The organism is Pseudomonas sp. 34 E 7, assembly GCF_900005715.1.
Taxonomy (GTDB): domain Bacteria; phylum Pseudomonadota; class Gammaproteobacteria; order Pseudomonadales; family Pseudomonadaceae; genus Aquipseudomonas; species Aquipseudomonas orientalis_A.
The window spans coordinates 1-14,911 of the sequence record NZ_CVTX01000102.1; the positions used below are offsets into that span (position 1 = coordinate 1).

Annotated in this window: 11 protein-coding genes; 8 read left to right on the forward strand and 3 right to left on the reverse strand. The window is 61.3% G+C overall.

Features of this window, described 5'->3' with window-relative positions:
* Both BFP96_RS07920 and aceE read right to left on the reverse strand, forming a co-directional pair.
* On the reverse strand, nt 1-609 hold a 609-nt coding region (locus BFP96_RS07920; protein ID WP_305885254.1), incomplete at its 3' end, for a biotin/lipoyl-containing protein.
* 11 nt (nt 610-620) lie between these two features.
* Nucleotides 621-3,266: a pyruvate dehydrogenase (acetyl-transferring), homodimeric type gene (gene aceE / locus BFP96_RS07925; RefSeq protein WP_065894434.1), complete on the reverse strand. Its 2,646-nt coding sequence runs from the start codon at nt 3,264-3,266 to the stop codon at nt 621-623.
* A gap of 383 nt (nt 3,267-3,649) precedes the next feature.
* On the opposite strand from aceE, the gene glnE reads away from it, so the two are divergent.
* Genes glnE through BFP96_RS07965 form a run of 8 tightly spaced genes read left to right on the forward strand, consistent with a single transcriptional unit; the run spans nt 3,650 to nt 13,602 of the window.
* Nucleotides 3,650-6,589 carry a bifunctional [glutamate--ammonia ligase]-adenylyl-L-tyrosine phosphorylase/[glutamate--ammonia-ligase] adenylyltransferase gene (gene glnE / locus BFP96_RS07930; protein WP_065894436.1) on the forward strand — a complete coding sequence of 980 codons (2,940 nt, stop codon included), beginning with the start codon at nt 3,650-3,652 and terminating at the stop codon, nt 6,587-6,589.
* Between the two features lie 54 nt (nt 6,590-6,643).
* The gene (waaF, locus tag BFP96_RS07935; RefSeq protein ID WP_065894438.1) at nt 6,644-7,678 is read left to right on the forward strand and encodes a lipopolysaccharide heptosyltransferase II; all 1,035 of its coding nucleotides are present in this window, start codon (nt 6,644-6,646) and stop codon (nt 7,676-7,678) included.
* 1 nt (nt 7,679) lies between these two features.
* The gene (waaC, locus tag BFP96_RS07940) at nt 7,680-8,741 is read left to right on the forward strand and encodes a lipopolysaccharide heptosyltransferase I (RefSeq protein ID WP_065935988.1); all 1,062 of its coding nucleotides are present in this window, start codon (nt 7,680-7,682) and stop codon (nt 8,739-8,741) included.
* A complete protein-coding gene (locus BFP96_RS07945; protein ID WP_065935989.1) occupies nt 8,741-9,865 on the forward strand; it encodes a glycosyltransferase family 4 protein in 1,125 nt (374 codons plus the stop codon). The genes waaC and BFP96_RS07945 overlap by 1 nt, the downstream gene beginning before the upstream one ends.
* The gene (gene rfaP, locus BFP96_RS07950) at nt 9,862-10,668 is read left to right on the forward strand and encodes a lipopolysaccharide core heptose(I) kinase RfaP (protein ID WP_065886571.1); all 807 of its coding nucleotides are present in this window, start codon (nt 9,862-9,864) and stop codon (nt 10,666-10,668) included. Before BFP96_RS07945 ends, rfaP begins: the two co-directional genes overlap by 4 nt.
* Nucleotides 10,668-11,402 (forward strand): lipopolysaccharide kinase InaA family protein, encoded by a 735-nt coding sequence (locus BFP96_RS07955; RefSeq protein WP_065886570.1) that lies wholly within the window; start codon nt 10,668-10,670, stop codon nt 11,400-11,402. Before rfaP ends, BFP96_RS07955 begins: the two co-directional genes overlap by 1 nt.
* Nucleotides 11,399-12,151 (forward strand): lipopolysaccharide kinase InaA family protein, encoded by a 753-nt coding sequence (locus BFP96_RS07960; protein WP_065896706.1) that lies wholly within the window; start codon nt 11,399-11,401, stop codon nt 12,149-12,151. Before BFP96_RS07955 ends, BFP96_RS07960 begins: the two co-directional genes overlap by 4 nt.
* Complete coding sequence (locus tag BFP96_RS07965; protein ID WP_065935990.1) at nt 12,151-13,602, forward strand: lipopolysaccharide kinase InaA family protein; 1,452 nt, start codon at nt 12,151-12,153, stop codon at nt 13,600-13,602. Before BFP96_RS07960 ends, BFP96_RS07965 begins: the two co-directional genes overlap by 1 nt.
* 98 nt (nt 13,603-13,700) lie before the next feature.
* On the opposite strand, the gene BFP96_RS07970 is transcribed toward BFP96_RS07965, so the two are convergent.
* Nucleotides 13,701-14,848, reverse strand: a protein-coding gene (locus tag BFP96_RS07970) for an IS3 family transposase (RefSeq protein ID WP_122582746.1) whose coding sequence is annotated in 2 segments (ribosomal slippage) — nt 13,701-14,593 and nt 14,593-14,848 — 1,149 coding nt in all. Because the reading frame shifts where the segments join, the coding sequence is not laid out codon by codon here.
* Nucleotides 14,849-14,911 lie beyond the last annotated feature (63 nt).

The following is a 14,911-nucleotide window of genomic DNA, read 5'->3' on the forward strand; positions in this document are numbered from 1 at the left end:
AGCGGCCGCAGGCGCAGCGCCTTGTACTTTCAGCTTGAGGATGAAGTCACCGGTACCGACTTCGTCTTCCAGCTTGACCGCAATGCTTTCCACCACGCCGGCAGCCGGCGATGGGATTTCCATGGAAGCCTTGTCGGACTCCAGGGTGATCAGCGACTGGTCGGCTTCGACGGTGTCGCCGACCTTGACCAGCAACTCGATGATCTTGGCCTTGCCCGACGAGCCGATGTCCGGGACGTGAATGTCCTGGACGGTGGCGGCGGCAGGTGCGGCAGCCGGGGCCGCTGGGGCCTCGGCGGCAGCGACAGGCTTTTCAGCAGCAGGTGCAGATGCAGCGGCGGCCGGAGCGGCAGCAGTAGGCGCTGCATCGGCAGCACCTTCGATTTCCAGCTCCAGCAGTTCGTCGCCTTCTTTCAGGCGGTCGCCCAGCTTCACTTTCAGGCTCTTGACCACGCCGGCCTTGGGAGCAGGGATTTCCATGCTCGCCTTGTCCGATTCCAGGGTCAGGATGCTCTGGTCGGCTTCGACGGTGTCGCCGACCTTCACAAACAGCTCGATTACTTCACCTTCACCGCTGCCGATGTCAGGTACGCGAATGAGTTCGCTCACAAAAAGTCTCCTCAGCAGTCCAGTGGGTTGCGTTTTTCCGGGTTGATCCCGAACTTGACGATGGCGTCAGCCACCACCTTGGGTTCGATCTCACCACGGTCAGCCAAGGCTTCCAGGGCTGCCAACACCACGAAGTGACGGTCGACTTCGAAGAAGTGACGCAGCTTCTTGCGGCTGTCACTGCGACCGAAACCGTCGGTGCCCAGGACTTTGAATTCCTTGGACGGGACCCACTGGCGAATTTGTTCAGCAAACAGTTTCATGTAGTCGGTAGAGGCGATGACCGGACCCTTACGGCCGGCCAGGCATTCTTCGACGTAGCTCTTGGCTGGTTTCTGGCCAGGGTGCAGGCGGTTGCTGCGCTCTACGGCCAGGCCGTCGCGACGCAGTTCGTTGAAGCTGGTCACGCTCCACACGTCGGCGCCGACGTTGAATTCGTCACGCAGGATCTTCGCCGCTTCACGCACTTCGCGCAGGATGGTGCCGGAGCCCATCAGTTGTACGTGGTGAGCCGCTTCCTTGGTGTCTTCCTCGAGCAGGTACATGCCCTTGATGATGCCTTCTTCCACACCGGCCGGCATGGCTGGCTGCTGGTAGGACTCGTTCATCACGGTGATGTAGTAGAAAACGTCCTGCTGCTCTTCGGTCATCTTCTTCATGCCGTCCTGGATGATCACCGCCAGCTCGTAGCCGTAGGTTGGATCAAAGGTGCGGCAGTTCGGGATGGTGGCAGCCAGGATGTGGCTGTGACCGTCTTCGTGTTGCAGGCCTTCGCCGTTCAGCGTGGTGCGGCCGGCGGTGCCGCCGATCAGGAAACCACGGGTACGGCTGTCGCCGGCTGCCCAGGCCAGGTCGCCAATACGTTGGAAGCCGAACATCGAGTAGAAGATGTAGAACGGCAGCATCGGCTGGTTGTGGCTGGAGTACGAAGTACCGGCAGCGATGAAGGAGCTCATGGCGCCCGCTTCGTTGATGCCTTCTTCGAGGATCTGGCCCTTCTTGTCTTCCTTGTAGAACATCACCTGGTCTTTATCGACTGGCTCGTAGAGCTGGCCGACGGAGGAGTAGATGCCCAACTGGCGGAACATGCCTTCCATACCGAAGGTACGGGCTTCGTCCGGGATGATCGGGACGATGCGCGAACCGATTTCCTTGTCCTTGACCAGTTGCGCAAGGATGCGCACGAAGGCCATGGTGGTGGAGATTTCACGGTCGCCCGAGCCGTCCAGGATAGCCTTGAGGGTATCGAGTGGCGGCGTCGGGATGCTCATGCTCTTGGCGCGGCGTTGCGGCACGAAACCGCCCAGGGCGCTACGACGCTCGCTGAGGTAACGGGCTTCGGCGCTGTTCGGCTCCGGCTTGAAGAACGGCAGGTTCTCCAGCTCTTCGTCCTTGACCGGGATGTCGAAGCGGTCGCGGAACAGCTTCAGGCTGTCGACGTCGACTTTCTTGGTGTTGTGCGCGGTGTTCTTCGCTTCGCCGGCACCGGTGCCATAACCCTTGATGGTCTTGGCCAGGATGACGGTCGGTTGTTCCTTGTGGTTGACCGCTTCGTGGTACGCCGCGTAGACCTTGTACGGGTCGTGGCCGCCACGGTTGAGTTTCCAGATCTCGTCGTCGGACAGGTCGGCAACCATCGCCTTGAGTTCAGGCGTGTTGAAGAAGTGCTCGCGAACGAACGCGCCGTCTTTGGCCTTGTAGTTCTGGTACTCGCCGTCGATGACTTCGTCCATGCGACGTTGCAGGATACCGTCGACGTCCTTGGCCAGCAGTGGGTCCCAGAAACGGCCCCAGATGACTTTGGTCACGTTCCAGTGAGCGCCGCGGAACACGCCTTCGAGTTCCTGGATGATCTTGCCGTTGCCGCGAACCGGGCCGTCGAGGCGCTGCAGGTTGCAGTTGATGACGAAGATCAGGTTGTCCAGCTTCTCGCGGCCGGCCAGGGAGATGGCGCCCAGGGATTCCGGCTCGTCGCACTCGCCGTCGCCCAGGAAGCACCAGACTTTCTGCTTGCCTTCGGGGATGAAGCCACGGGCTTCCAGGTACTTCATGAAGCGTGCCTGGTAGATCGCCTGGATCGGGCCCAGGCCCATGGATACCGTCGGGAACTGCCAGAAATCAGGCATCAGCCAAGGGTGCGGGTAGGACGACAGGCCCTGACCGTCGACTTCCTGGCGGAAGTTGTTCATTTGTTCTTCGCTGATGCGACCTTCCATGAACGCACGGGCGTAGACGCCTGGCGAGGTGTGGCCCTGGAAGTAGATCAGGTCGCCGCCGTGTTCGTCGGTCGGGGCCTGGAAGAAGTAGTTGAAGCCGATGTCATACAGGGTTGCGCTGGAAGCGAAGCTGGAGATGTGACCGCCCAGGTCCGAATCTTTCAAGTTCGTGCGCATTACCATCGCCATGGCGTTCCAACGTACCAGCGAGCGAATGCGGCGTTCCATGAACAGGTCGCCAGGCATGCGTGCTTCGTGGGTAACGGGGATGGTGTTGCGGTATGGCGTAGTGATGGCGTAAGGCAACTGCGAGCCGCTGCGGGTCGCGAGTTCGCCCATACGGGTCATCAGGTAATGAGCACGGTCTTCGCCTTCTTTGTCGAGAACCGATTCCAGGGCGTCCAGCCATTCCTGGGTTTCGACGGGATCGAGGTCTTGCATGGCTTGCTCCAGGGCGGAAAGGCTACCAGAATCGGTTGCCTGAAGTTTGCGACTGGCCTTGTGGGCAGACGACATAAATTCTTGGATGGCCGAAGGTTGCTTCGGCGTCCTGTAGTTTTACTACAAATCGTCGGCCATTTCAGCCTTTCGAATGTATATACGAGTAGTAAAACTACACAAGACCGAGCGTATGGCTCGGTCTGGCTGGTGAGCATAATCGTTATTGTTGGTCTATTGCGAACAAGAAAAGGTGAAAGTTTGATGTTGCCTGCCAAGATTAATTTAATTTCAGCTATTTCTAACTTTTGTTCGACAGTCCTTCATCGAGCAGGGCTCCTGCGTTCACAACTACACGCCATTTACCCGCCGATCAAGGATAGACCATGAGCCTTCCTACGCTGGCCGAACTGCCGGCCATTCTGTTGCCTTACGCCAGTCGGGCCGAGCAGTCATTTCGTGACGCCGTGGCCGCGCTGGATGACGATCATGGCCTTTCTGGCTGGACGCCGCAACGCTGGGCCGACTTCGCGCGGGTGTGCGCCGCCAGTGATTTCGTGATTGAACAGAGTGTTCGTGACCCTTTGATGTTGCTCGAGCTGGTGGCCTGGGGCGAGCTGGACCGGGGTTTTGCGCCGGGTGAACTGTGCGGGCAGATTGCCGGTGCCGTGCAACAGGCCGATACAGAAGAGCAGATGGGCCGTGTGCTGCGCCGCCAGCGCACGCGCCAGCAGGTGCGCATCATCTGGCGCGACCTGACCCGCCAGGCTGACCTGGTGCAAACCTGTCGCGACCTCTCCGACATGGCCGACGCCTGTATCGACCAGGCCTACCAGTGGCTGTACCAGCGCCATTGCGTGCAGTTCGGCACGCCAACCGGGCGGCGCAGCGGCGAGGCGCAGCACATGGTCATCCTCGGCATGGGCAAGCTCGGGGCCGTGGAGCTGAACCTGTCGTCGGATATCGACCTGATCTTCGCCTACCCCGAAGGCGGCGAGACAGTAGGGGTCAAGCGCGCCCTGGATAACCAGGAGTTTTTCATCCGTCTTGGTCAAAAATTGATCAAGGCCCTCGACCCGATGACCGTCGACGGTTTCGTCTTTCGCGTCGACATGCGCCTGCGCCCCTACGGTTCGGCGGGTGCGCTGGTACTCAGCTTCAACGCGCTGGAGCAGTACTACCAGGACCAGGGCCGCGACTGGGAACGTTACGCCATGATCAAGGCCCGCGTCGTCGCCGGAGACCAGGTGGCCGGCGCGCAACTGCTCGACATGCTGCGCCCGTTCGTCTATCGCCGTTACCTGGACTTCTCGGCCATCGAAGCGCTGCGCACCATGAAGCAGTTGATCCAGCAGGAAGTGCGGCGCAAGGGCATGGCCGACAATATCAAGCTGGGTTCGGGCGGTATTCGCGAGGTGGAATTTATCGCCCAGGCGTTTCAACTGATCCACGGTGGTCGCGACCTCAGCCTGCAGCAACGCCCGCTGTTGAACGTGCTCGGCACCCTGGAAGGCCAGGGCTACCTGCCGCCTGCGGTGATTGCCGAGCTGCGCAATGGCTACGAATTCCTGCGTTACACCGAGCACGCGATCCAGGCGATTGCCGACCGCCAGACCCAAATGCTCCCGGACAGCCCCGAAGACCAGGCGCGTATTGCCTTCATGCTGGGCTTTGCCGATTGGGCCGCGTTCCACGAGCGCTTGATGTATTGGCGTGGGCGAGTGGATTGGCATTTCCGCCAAGTGATTGCCGACCCTGATGAAGAAGAGGGTGAAGAAAGCGAGTTGGTTGTCGGTGGGGAGTGGCTTCCGCTGTGGGAAGAGTCCCAGGACGACGACGCGGCCTGCCGCCAATTGGGCGAAGGCGGCTTTACTGACGCGCCCAAGGCGCTCAAAGCCCTGGCCGGCCTGCGCGGTAGCCCCCAACTGCGCGCCATGCAGCGCCTCGGTCGCGAGCGCCTGGATGCGTTTATCCCGCGCTTGCTGGCCCAGGCTGTCGAACACGCCAATCCGGACCTGGTACTGGAGCGCGTACTGCCCCTGGTGGAGGCCGTCGCGCGGCGTTCCGCTTACCTGGTGCTGCTCACCGAGAATCCCGACGCCCTGCGCCGTCTATTGACCCTGTGCGCCGCGAGCCCGTGGATCGCCGAGCAGATCACGCGCTTTCCGCTGTTGCTGGATGAATTGCTCAACGAAGGACGCTTGTTCAAGCCACCGCTGGCGCCGGAACTGGCCGCCGAGTTGCGCGAGCGCCTCACGCGTATCCCCGAAGACGACCTCGAGCAGCAGATGGAAGCGCTGCGCCATTTCAAGCTGGCGCACCGCCTGCGCGTGGCGGCCTCGGAAATCGCCGGCAGCCTGCCGTTGATGAAAGTCAGCGACTACCTCACCTGGCTCGCCGAAGCCATTCTCGAGCAAGTGCTGGCCCTGGCCTGGCGCCAGACTGTTGCCCGCCACGGCTCGCCGCAACGGCTGGACGGCAGCCTGTGCGATCCCGGGTTCATCATTGTCGGTTATGGAAAGGTCGGCGGTATCGAACTGGGGCATGGTTCGGACCTGGACCTGGTGTTTATCCATGACGGCGACCCGCAGGCCGAGACCGACGGCGCCAAGCCGATCGACGGCGCGCAGTTCTTCACGCGCCTGGGCCAGCGCATCATTCACCTGCTGACCACCCAGACCAACTCCGGCCAGTTGTACGAGGTGGATATGCGTCTGCGACCTTCAGGGGCGTCCGGCTTGCTGGTCAGTTCGCTGGGCGCATTCGACCGCTATCAACAAAATGAAGCCTGGACCTGGGAGCATCAGGCGCTGATTCGCGCACGCGTCCTGGTCGGCAGCCAGGATGTGGGCCATGCATTCGAGAAGGTACGCGCTAACGTGTTAGGGCGTGAGCGGGATCTGGCCAAGCTGCGCCAGGAGGTCAGCGAGATGCGCGCCAAGATGCGCGATAACCTGGGAACCAAGAGCACAACGGCCGGCAGGGGCGCCAATGCCTTCGAAGCCACGGCGCTGTTCGACCTCAAGCAGGACGCCGGAGGTATCGTCGATATTGAATTTATGGTGCAATACGCCGCTTTGGCGTGGTCTGCGCAACATCCATCGTTGCTGCGCTACACCGACAATATCCGCATCCTCGAGGGCTTGGAGCAGGTCGGGCTGATGCCCGCCGCCGATGCTCACTTGCTGCGTGAAGTGTATAAGGCCTACCGCTCAGCCGCGCACCGCCAAGCCTTGCAGAACGAGGCCGGTACGGTGGCCGGCGACCAGTTCGCCGACGAACGGCGACAGGTGATGCGAATCTGGCAAACGCTGGGCTTGAGCTGAAACACTATTAGGGCGGGGAGGCATAAGCCTCCCCGCATCGTTTGTGGAAATGACATGAATATTCTGATCGTTGGGCCCAGCTGGGTCGGAGACATGGTGATGGCGCAGACACTGTTCCAGTGCCTGCGGCTGCGCTATCCGGACTGCCAGATCGACGTGCTCGCCCCTGAGTGGAGCCGGCCGATCCTTGAGCGCATGCCGCAAGTGCGCAAGGCCTTGAGCTTTCCGCTCGGCCATGGCGCGCTGGAATTGGCGACCCGCCGTCGCATCGGCAAAGCCATGGCCGGCCAGTACGACCAGGCCATCCTGTTGCCCAACTCGCTGAAGTCGGCGCTGGTGCCGTTTTTTGCCGGCATCCCCAAGCGTACCGGCTGGCGCGGCGAGTTTCGCTACGTGCTGCTCAATGACGTACGCACCCTGGATAAAGCCCGCTATCCGCTGATGATCGAACGTTTCATGGCCCTGGCCTACGAGCCGGGCGCCGAACTGCCCAAGCCGTACCCGCGCCCCAGCTTGCAGATTGACCCGGTGACCCGCGCTGCGGCGCTGGCCAAGTTCGGCCTGACGCTGGATCGCCCGGTATTGGCGCTGTGCCCGGGCGCCGAGTTTGGCGAGTCCAAGCGCTGGCCGTCGGAGCATTACGCCAAGGTCGCCGAGACCAGGATTCGCGAAGGCTGGCAGGTGTGGCTGTTTGGCTCGAAGAACGATCATTCGGTGGGTGAGGATATTCGCCAGCGCCTGATTCCGGGCCTGCGCGAAGAGGCGGTGAACCTCAGTGGCGAAACGTCCCTGGCCGAGGCCATCGACTTGCTGTCGTGCGCCGACGCGGTGGTGTCCAATGATTCCGGCCTGATGCACGTTGCCGCCGCGCTGAACCGTCCCTTGGTGGCGGTGTACGGCTCGACGTCACCCGGCTTCACCCCGCCCCTGGCGGACAAGGTCGAAGTGGTGCGCCTGGGCCTGGATTGCAGCCCCTGTTTTGAGCGCACCTGCCGTTTCGGCCACTACAATTGCCTGCGCCAATTGCTGCCGCAGCCGGTGACCGACGCGTTGCAGCGGTTGCAGGGCGACGTGGTCGAGGTTCACTGAGTTGCGGGTACTGGTAATCAAGACCTCATCCCTGGGCGACGTGATCCACGCCTTGCCGGCACTGACCGATGCGGCGCGGGCGATCCCCGGCATCCGTTTCGACTGGGTGGTGGAAGAAGGCTTCGCTGAAATCCCGACCTGGCACCCGGCGGTAGACAAGGTGATCCCGGTGGCGATTCGTCGCTGGCGCAAGAACCTCTGGCAAACCCTCAAGAGCGGCGAATGGCGGCGGTTCAAACAGGCGCTGCAGTCGACCCGGTATGACCTGGTGATCGACGCCCAGGGCCTGTTGAAAAGTGCCTGGCTGACCCGCTACGTGCGGGCGCCGGTAGCCGGGTTCGATAAAAGCTCGGCACGCGAACCCCTGGCGGCGCGCTTTTATTCCCGCCGCCTGGCCGTGGCCCGCGGGCAACATGCGGTGGAGCGCCTGCGCCAACTGTTTGCCGTGGCGTTGGGTTACGACCTGCCCAAGGGCCTGGGCGACTATGGCCTGAGCGTCGAGAAACTGCTGGGCCTGCCGCCGAAGAAACCCTTCGTGTTGCTGCTGCACGGCACGACCTGGGACACCAAGCACTGGCCCGAGGCCTACTGGCGCGAACTGGCCGAACGCATGGGCCGCCTGGGCGTGGACGTGAAATTGCCGTGGGGCAGCGCCATCGAAAAGGCCCGCGCCGAGCGCCTGGCTCAAGGCCTGGCCAACGCCGAAGTGCTGCCAAAACTGAACCTGGCGGGCGTGGCCCGTGTGTTGGCCGGTGCCCGTGCCTGTGTGGCGGTGGACACCGGTCTGGGCCATCTGGCGGCTGCGCTGGATGTGCCGACCATTTCGCTGTTCGGGCCTACCAATCCGGGCCTCACCGGCGCCTACGGCAAAGGCCAGATCCACCTGGCCAGCGACTGGCCGTGTGCGCCGTGCCTGCAAAAGCAATGCACTTATCAACCCACCGCCGATGACCTGCGGCGGTTCGACATCAAGCGCGAGTCGCCCCTGTGCTTCACGCGCCTCAATCCTGAGCGTGTAGCGAGCCGGCTGAGCACGTTGTTACTGGCTGAGGAGCTGCACTGATGCAATTGGCTTTCGTACTGTACAAATATTTTCCCTTCGGTGGCCTGCAGCGCGACTTCATGCGCATCGCCCTGGAGTGTCAGCAACGCGGGCATAAAATCCGCGTGTACACCTTGATCTGGGAGGGCGATATCCCGCCGGGCTTTGAAGTGCTGGTGGCGCCGGTCAAGGCATTCTTCAACCATCGGCGCAACGAGAAGCTCAGCGCGTGGATGAAAGCCGACCTTGCCAAACGCCCGGTGGATCGCCTGATCGGCTTCAACAAGATGCCTGACCTTGACGTGTACTACGCCGCCGACGGCTGCTTTGAAGACAAGGCGCAAAACCTGCGTCATTCGCTGTATCGTTATTTTGGTCGTTACAAACACTTTGCCGACTACGAGCGCGCCGTGTTTGCCAAGGACGCCAAGACCGAAATCCTGATGATTTCCGAGGTGCAGCAGCCGCTGTTCATCAAGCATTACGCCACACCGCTGGAACGCTTCCACCTGCTGCCGCCGGGCATTGCCCAGGATCGCCGTGCGCCGCCGGATGCGGCCATGATACGCGAAGGGTTCCGCCAGGAATTCGGCCTGGGCGAGGACGACTTGCTGCTGGTGCAGATCGGTTCGGGCTTCAAGACCAAGGGCGTCGACCGCAGCCTCAAGGCGCTGGCGGCGTTACCGTCGCAATTGAAGAAACGCACCCGTCTGTTTGTAATCGGCCAGGACGACCCCAAAGTATTCCAATTGCAGAGCGCCACATTGGGTTTGGGCGATAACGTGCAGTTCCTCAAGGGGCGCAGCGATATCCCGCGTTTCCTGCTGGGCGCCGACCTGTTGATCCACCCGGCGTATAACGAAAACACCGGCACGGTCTTGCTCGAAGCCCTGGTGGCCGGGTTGCCGGTGCTGGTCTCGGCGGTATGTGGCTATGCCCATTACATCGCCGAAGCCGACAGTGGCCTGGTCCTGAATGAGCCGTTCGAACAGACGCAGCTCAACGGGTACCTGGCGCGGATGTTGTCTGATTCTGCACAGCGCGCGGCCTGGGGCCGCAATGGGTTGGCCTTCGCCGAGACGGCCGACCTCTATAGCATGCCGCAGCACGCTGCGGATGTGATTCTGGCGGAGCCAAAACGATGAAATTGATGCTTGCCGAACCGTTCAAAACCCTCTGGGCCGGGCAGGATGCGTTCGCCGCTGTCGAGCGCCTGCAAGGTGAGGTGTATCGTGAACTGGAGGCGCGTCGCACGCTGCGTACCGAGGTAGATGGCCGCGGCTACTTTGTGAAGATCCACCGTGGGATCGGCTGGGGCGAGATCGTCAAGAACCTGGTCACCGCCAAGCTGCCGGTGCTGGGCGCCGGTCAGGAATGGCTGGCGATCCAGCGCCTGCAGGCACTGGGCGTGCCGACCATGACCGCCGTGGCCTATGGCGAGCGCGGCAGCAACCCGGCCGATCAGCACTCCTTCATCATTACCGAAGAGCTGGCGCCGACTGTCAGCCTGGAAGACTTCAGCATCGACTGGCTCAAGCAGCCGCCGCAGCCGCGTCTCAAGCGCGCGCTGATCGCTGAAGTGGCGCGCATGACCGGCATGATGCATCGCGGCGGCGTCAACCACCGTGATTGCTACATCTGCCACTTCCTGCTGCACACCGATACGCCGGTGACGGCCGATAATTTCAAGCTCTCGATCATCGACCTGCACCGCGCCCAGACGCGCGACAAAATCAGCCATCGCTGGCGTGACAAGGACCTGGCGGCGCTGTACTTCTCGGCGCTGGACATCGGCCTGACCCGTCGCGACAAGCTGCGCTTTCTCAAGGGCTATTTCCAGCAGCCGCTGCGCCAGATCCTCGCCGAGGAAAGCGCTCTGTTGCTGTGGCTGCAAGGCAAGGCCGACAAGCTCTACGCGCGCAAACAGCGTTACGGGGATGCACTCTGATGGCGGGTTGGAATCTGGAACCCGCTTACGCGGCGCTCGCGGACGACTTTGGCAGCCTGGAAGCCGTGTTCGCCCTGCAAGGCGAGCGCCTGACCCGCGACCCGCTGTCGGAAGTCATCCGGGTGGAGCGCGGCGGGATCAATTATTACGTCAAGCGGTACGTCGGCGCCGGCAAAGGCCTGCGCCGCTACCTGGGCAAGCCGCGGGTGAAATCCGAATGGCAGAACCTCAAGCGCTTCGCCAAATGGGGGATTCCGACCGCCGATGTGGTGGCCTGGGGCCTGGATCGCAAGGGCCTGGCCTATGACCGGGGTGCAATGATTACCCGGGAATTGCCCAGGACCGAGGATTTATCGGTATTGGCCGAACGTAATGACCCGCGTCTGAAAGACCCTCGCTGGGTCGACGGTATCAGCCGTCAGCTCGCCGAGTACACGCGGACCATGCACGACCATCGCTTCACCCATAACGACTTGAAGTGGCGCAACCTGCTGGTGGACGATCAGCGCACCCTGTACATGATCGACTGTCCCAACGGCGATTTCTGGCGCGGCTTCTGGCTCAAATACCGCATTACCAAAGACCTGGCCTGCCTGGACAAGGTCGCCAAGTATCATCTGTCGGCCACCCAGCGCCTGCGTTTCTACATGCAATACCGCCAACGCACGCACCTGACGACGTCAGACAAACAACGGATTCGCCATGTGGTGAAGTTTTTCGAGGGGCGTGAATGAGTGACTTCCTCGCGGTCGAAGACCGCGCTTTGCTTGAGCGCAACGGCCTGGCCAGCTTCGATACGTTGTGGGCCAAGCAACTGGATGCGGTGGATGAGCCCAACACCAGCGGCGACGGATGGAGCAGCGTGTATCGCCTGGAACTTGAGGGTCAGGGTTACTACCTCAAGCGCCAGAGCAACTACCTGACGCGTACCTTGTACCGGCCGTTCGGCGAGCCAAGTTTTGCCCGTGAGTTTCGTAATATCAGCCTGTACCGCAAGCTGGGCATTCCTGCCTTGCAGGCGGTGTTCTTCGGCGAGCGCAAGGTCAAGGGCGAGCGCCGTGCGATGTTGCTTACCCGCGCCCTGGACGGTTGGAACGATTTGGACTCGTTGCTGGAGCACTGGTCGCAGTCGAGCGACGCACAGCAGCGCGCCATCCTGCTGGCCTGCGGCAGGCTTGCGCGTCGGTTGCACAGCGTGGGGCAGGTGCATGGCTGTTTTTATCCCAAGCATATTTTCCTGCAGGCCACCGCTGACGGTTACGCCGCGCAGTTGATCGACCTTGAGAAAACCCGCCCTTTGTTGTTCGGCTGGCGTGACCGGGTCAAGGACCTCGAACCCCTGCTGCGCCGCGCGCCGCAATGGTCGGATGCGCAGGTGCGACAGCTGCTGGCGGCGTATCTTGAGCAGCCTGAAGACAGTGCGCTGGTCGCCACCTGGTATCAGCGTCTTACCGCGCGCCGCAGTCACAAGGAAAACCGCTGATGCGTTTGTCCGAGCTGAAGAATGCCGGCCGTATTCCCAGCCTGCCGCTGACCCTCGACCTGGTCGATGCGGCAGGCCCGGGGCAATTGCAACTGCTCAGCCTGCTGCGGGTTTTGCCGGGGCAGCGCTACGTCGGCGCCGCAATATGGCGCGGTCGCCCGGTGCTGGCCAAGCTGCTGGTTGGCAACTCGGCGGCGCGGCATTTCCAGCGTGAGCGCAGCGGGGTGCGTTTGCTGGCCGAACAAGGCCTGACCACGCCGCTGTTGCTGGCCGACGGTTTGCAGGAAGGCGAGGGTGGCTGGCTGCTGTTCGAGTTTCTTGAAGGCGCCCTCAGCCTGGCCGACGCCTGGCGCGCTGTCGAAAGCTTGCCGCCATTGGCCGACGAACAAACCGCCGTGCTCGCCGACGCGCTGGGCGCGATTGCGCAGATGCATGCCAAGGGCTTGTGGCAGGAAGACCTGCACCTGGACAACCTGCTGCGCCAGGGCGGTAAGCTGTATCTGATTGATGGCGCGGGGATTCGTGTCGAAGAGGCGGGCAAGCCGCTGTCGCGCAATCGCGTGCTGGAAAACCTCGGGGTGTTCTTTGCCCAGTTGCCGAAAAACCTCGCGCCGTTTACCGAAGAATTGCTGGTGTATTACCTGCTGGCCAACGGCGAACATGCCTTGCCGCTGGAGGCTCTGGAAAAGCAGGTGCGCAAAGTCAGCGCCTGGCGCTTGCGCGACTACCTGAACAAGGTTGGCCGCGAATGCACCCTGTTCAGCGTGGTACGTGGCGCCTTTGGCCTGCGCGCGATTCGCCGTGAGGAAGAGGCGGCCATGCTGCCCGTGCTTGAAAAGGCCGATGCGCTGCTCGACCAGGGCCATCTGTACAAGACCGGCGGCGCCGCGAGCGTGGCCAGGGTCGAAGTGGCCGGCCGGCCTCTGGTGATCAAGCGCTACAACATCAAGGGTTTCACCCACTGGCTCAAACGCTTCTGGCGCCCGAGCCGTGCCTGGCATTCCTGGCGCGAAGGCAATCGCCTGGCGTTCCTCGGCTTTGCTACGCCCACGCCGCTGGCGGTCCTGGAGAAGCGCTTTTTCTGGTTGCGCAGCCGTGCCTATCTGGTCACCGAATACCTGCCGGGGCCGGACATCATCGAGCGCTTTGCGCCCTATGTCGAACGCGGCGACGCGCCGGAAGATGAACTGCTGGCGCTGGACCGGCTGTTCGCCGAGTTGATCGAGGCGCGCATCAGCCATGGGGATTTCAAGGGGCATAACCTGTTCTGGAGCGAAGGGCGCTGGGCGATGATCGACCTGGACGCCATGTGCCAACACAGCTCGGTTGCCAGCTTTGCTGCGGCGTATGCCAAAGACCGTGCGCGGTTCATGCGCAACTGGCCGCAGGACAGTGCGTTGTATCGGGTGATTGATCAGCGGTTGCCCAAAGAGGTCAGCGTCGCCGGGTGAAGCGGGCCTTCGGCCCTATCGGGGGCAAGCCCCCTCCCACATTTGACTGTATTTACACTGAGGTGGTCAACTTTTTCCGGACACCTCAATCGGTGTTTTCAGGCTGTTTGCCGCTCGTACTGATTGGGCGGCAAATAGTCTAACGATGAATGCATTCGTCGTTCATTGTAGAACCGCACAATGTAATCCGTGACGTCCCTGATTGCTTCATCATGATTGGCATAGTCCTTCCTCCAAACACGCTCCATCTTCAGGTTCAAGAAGAAACGTTCCATGACTGCGTTGTCCCAGCAGTTGCCCTTGCGGCTCATGCTGCAGCGCAAGCCATGTCGTGTCAGCATGGCTTGGTAAGTAGCGCCTGCATACTGGCTGCCCCGATCTGAGTGCGCGATCAGACCCGGTTTAGGCTGTCTCTGTGTGATGGCTAGTTGCATAGCACTGCACACCAACTCTGCGCGCATATGCGGAGCCATGGACCAGCCTACGATCTTGCGTGAATACAAATCCATGACAGCCGCCAAGTACAGCCAGCCGCTTCGAGTGCGAATATAAGTGATGTCAGCAACCCATGATTGGTTGATCTGCTCGGGGTTAAACTGGCGGTTGAGCAGGTTCTCAGCTACCGGGAAATTATGATTACTGTTGGTGGTATGAACGAACTTGCGCTTCCAGATCGGGCGTAAATCCTGTTGTTTCATCAGCCGACGGACCTTGTGCCGCCCAATGGATACGCCATCGCTACGCAGTGCTTTCATCACCCGACGACTGCCATAACAGTGCTCATTGGTCATGAACGTAGCTTTGACCTGAGCTGCAACCGGACAGACAGCTTTTGGCTTAAAAGACCGCTGACGAGCTTCATAGAACCCCGAACGGCTGATCCGCAAAACCCGGCAGATACGTATTACCGGGTAGGCCTTGCATTGCATTTGGTGAACCAATTGGTGGATCACTTCAATTCGCGGGCAAAGAAGGCCGTAGCTTTTTTTAATATATCGTTGTCAGTCTTCAGCTCGCGGATCTGCTGCTCAAGCTGACGAATACGCTGTTGCTCGCTGGTTAACGGTTTACCAATCCCTGTACCACCTAACTGCTCGGCTTGGTACTGCTGGACCCAGCGGCGCACGGCAGTGTCACTCAAGTCTAAATCGGTACAAACGGAGTTCACGCTCAGGCCTTGGTCAACAATCATCTTGCAGACTCTTAGCTTGAAAGCGGCGTCGAATTTTCTGTACTTCTTGGTCATGGAATACTCCTCAATAGGTGTAGTTTCACCTATTGAGGTGTCCGGGACTATTAGACCAGCTCA

Excerpts from the sequence above, each read along its gene's own strand:
- waaF (WP_065894438.1), top strand. The coding sequence starts at position 6,644 with ATGAATATTCTGATCGTTGGGCCCAGCTGGGTCGGAGACATGGTGATG.
- glnE (WP_065894436.1), top strand. The coding sequence starts at position 3,650 with ATGAGCCTTCCTACGCTGGCCGAACTGCCGGCCATTCTGTTGCCTTAC.
- BFP96_RS07960 (WP_065896706.1), top strand. The coding sequence starts at position 11,399 with ATGAGTGACTTCCTCGCGGTCGAAGACCGCGCTTTGCTTGAGCGCAAC.
- rfaP (WP_065886571.1), top strand. The coding sequence starts at position 9,862 with ATGAAATTGATGCTTGCCGAACCGTTCAAAACCCTCTGGGCCGGGCAG.
- BFP96_RS07955 (WP_065886570.1), top strand. The coding sequence starts at position 10,668 with ATGGCGGGTTGGAATCTGGAACCCGCTTACGCGGCGCTCGCGGACGAC.
- BFP96_RS07945 (WP_065935989.1), top strand. The coding sequence starts at position 8,741 with ATGCAATTGGCTTTCGTACTGTACAAATATTTTCCCTTCGGTGGCCTG.
- aceE (WP_065894434.1), bottom strand. The coding sequence starts at position 3,266 with ATGCAAGACCTCGATCCCGTCGAAACCCAGGAATGGCTGGACGCCCTG.
- BFP96_RS07965 (WP_065935990.1), top strand. The coding sequence starts at position 12,151 with ATGCGTTTGTCCGAGCTGAAGAATGCCGGCCGTATTCCCAGCCTGCCG.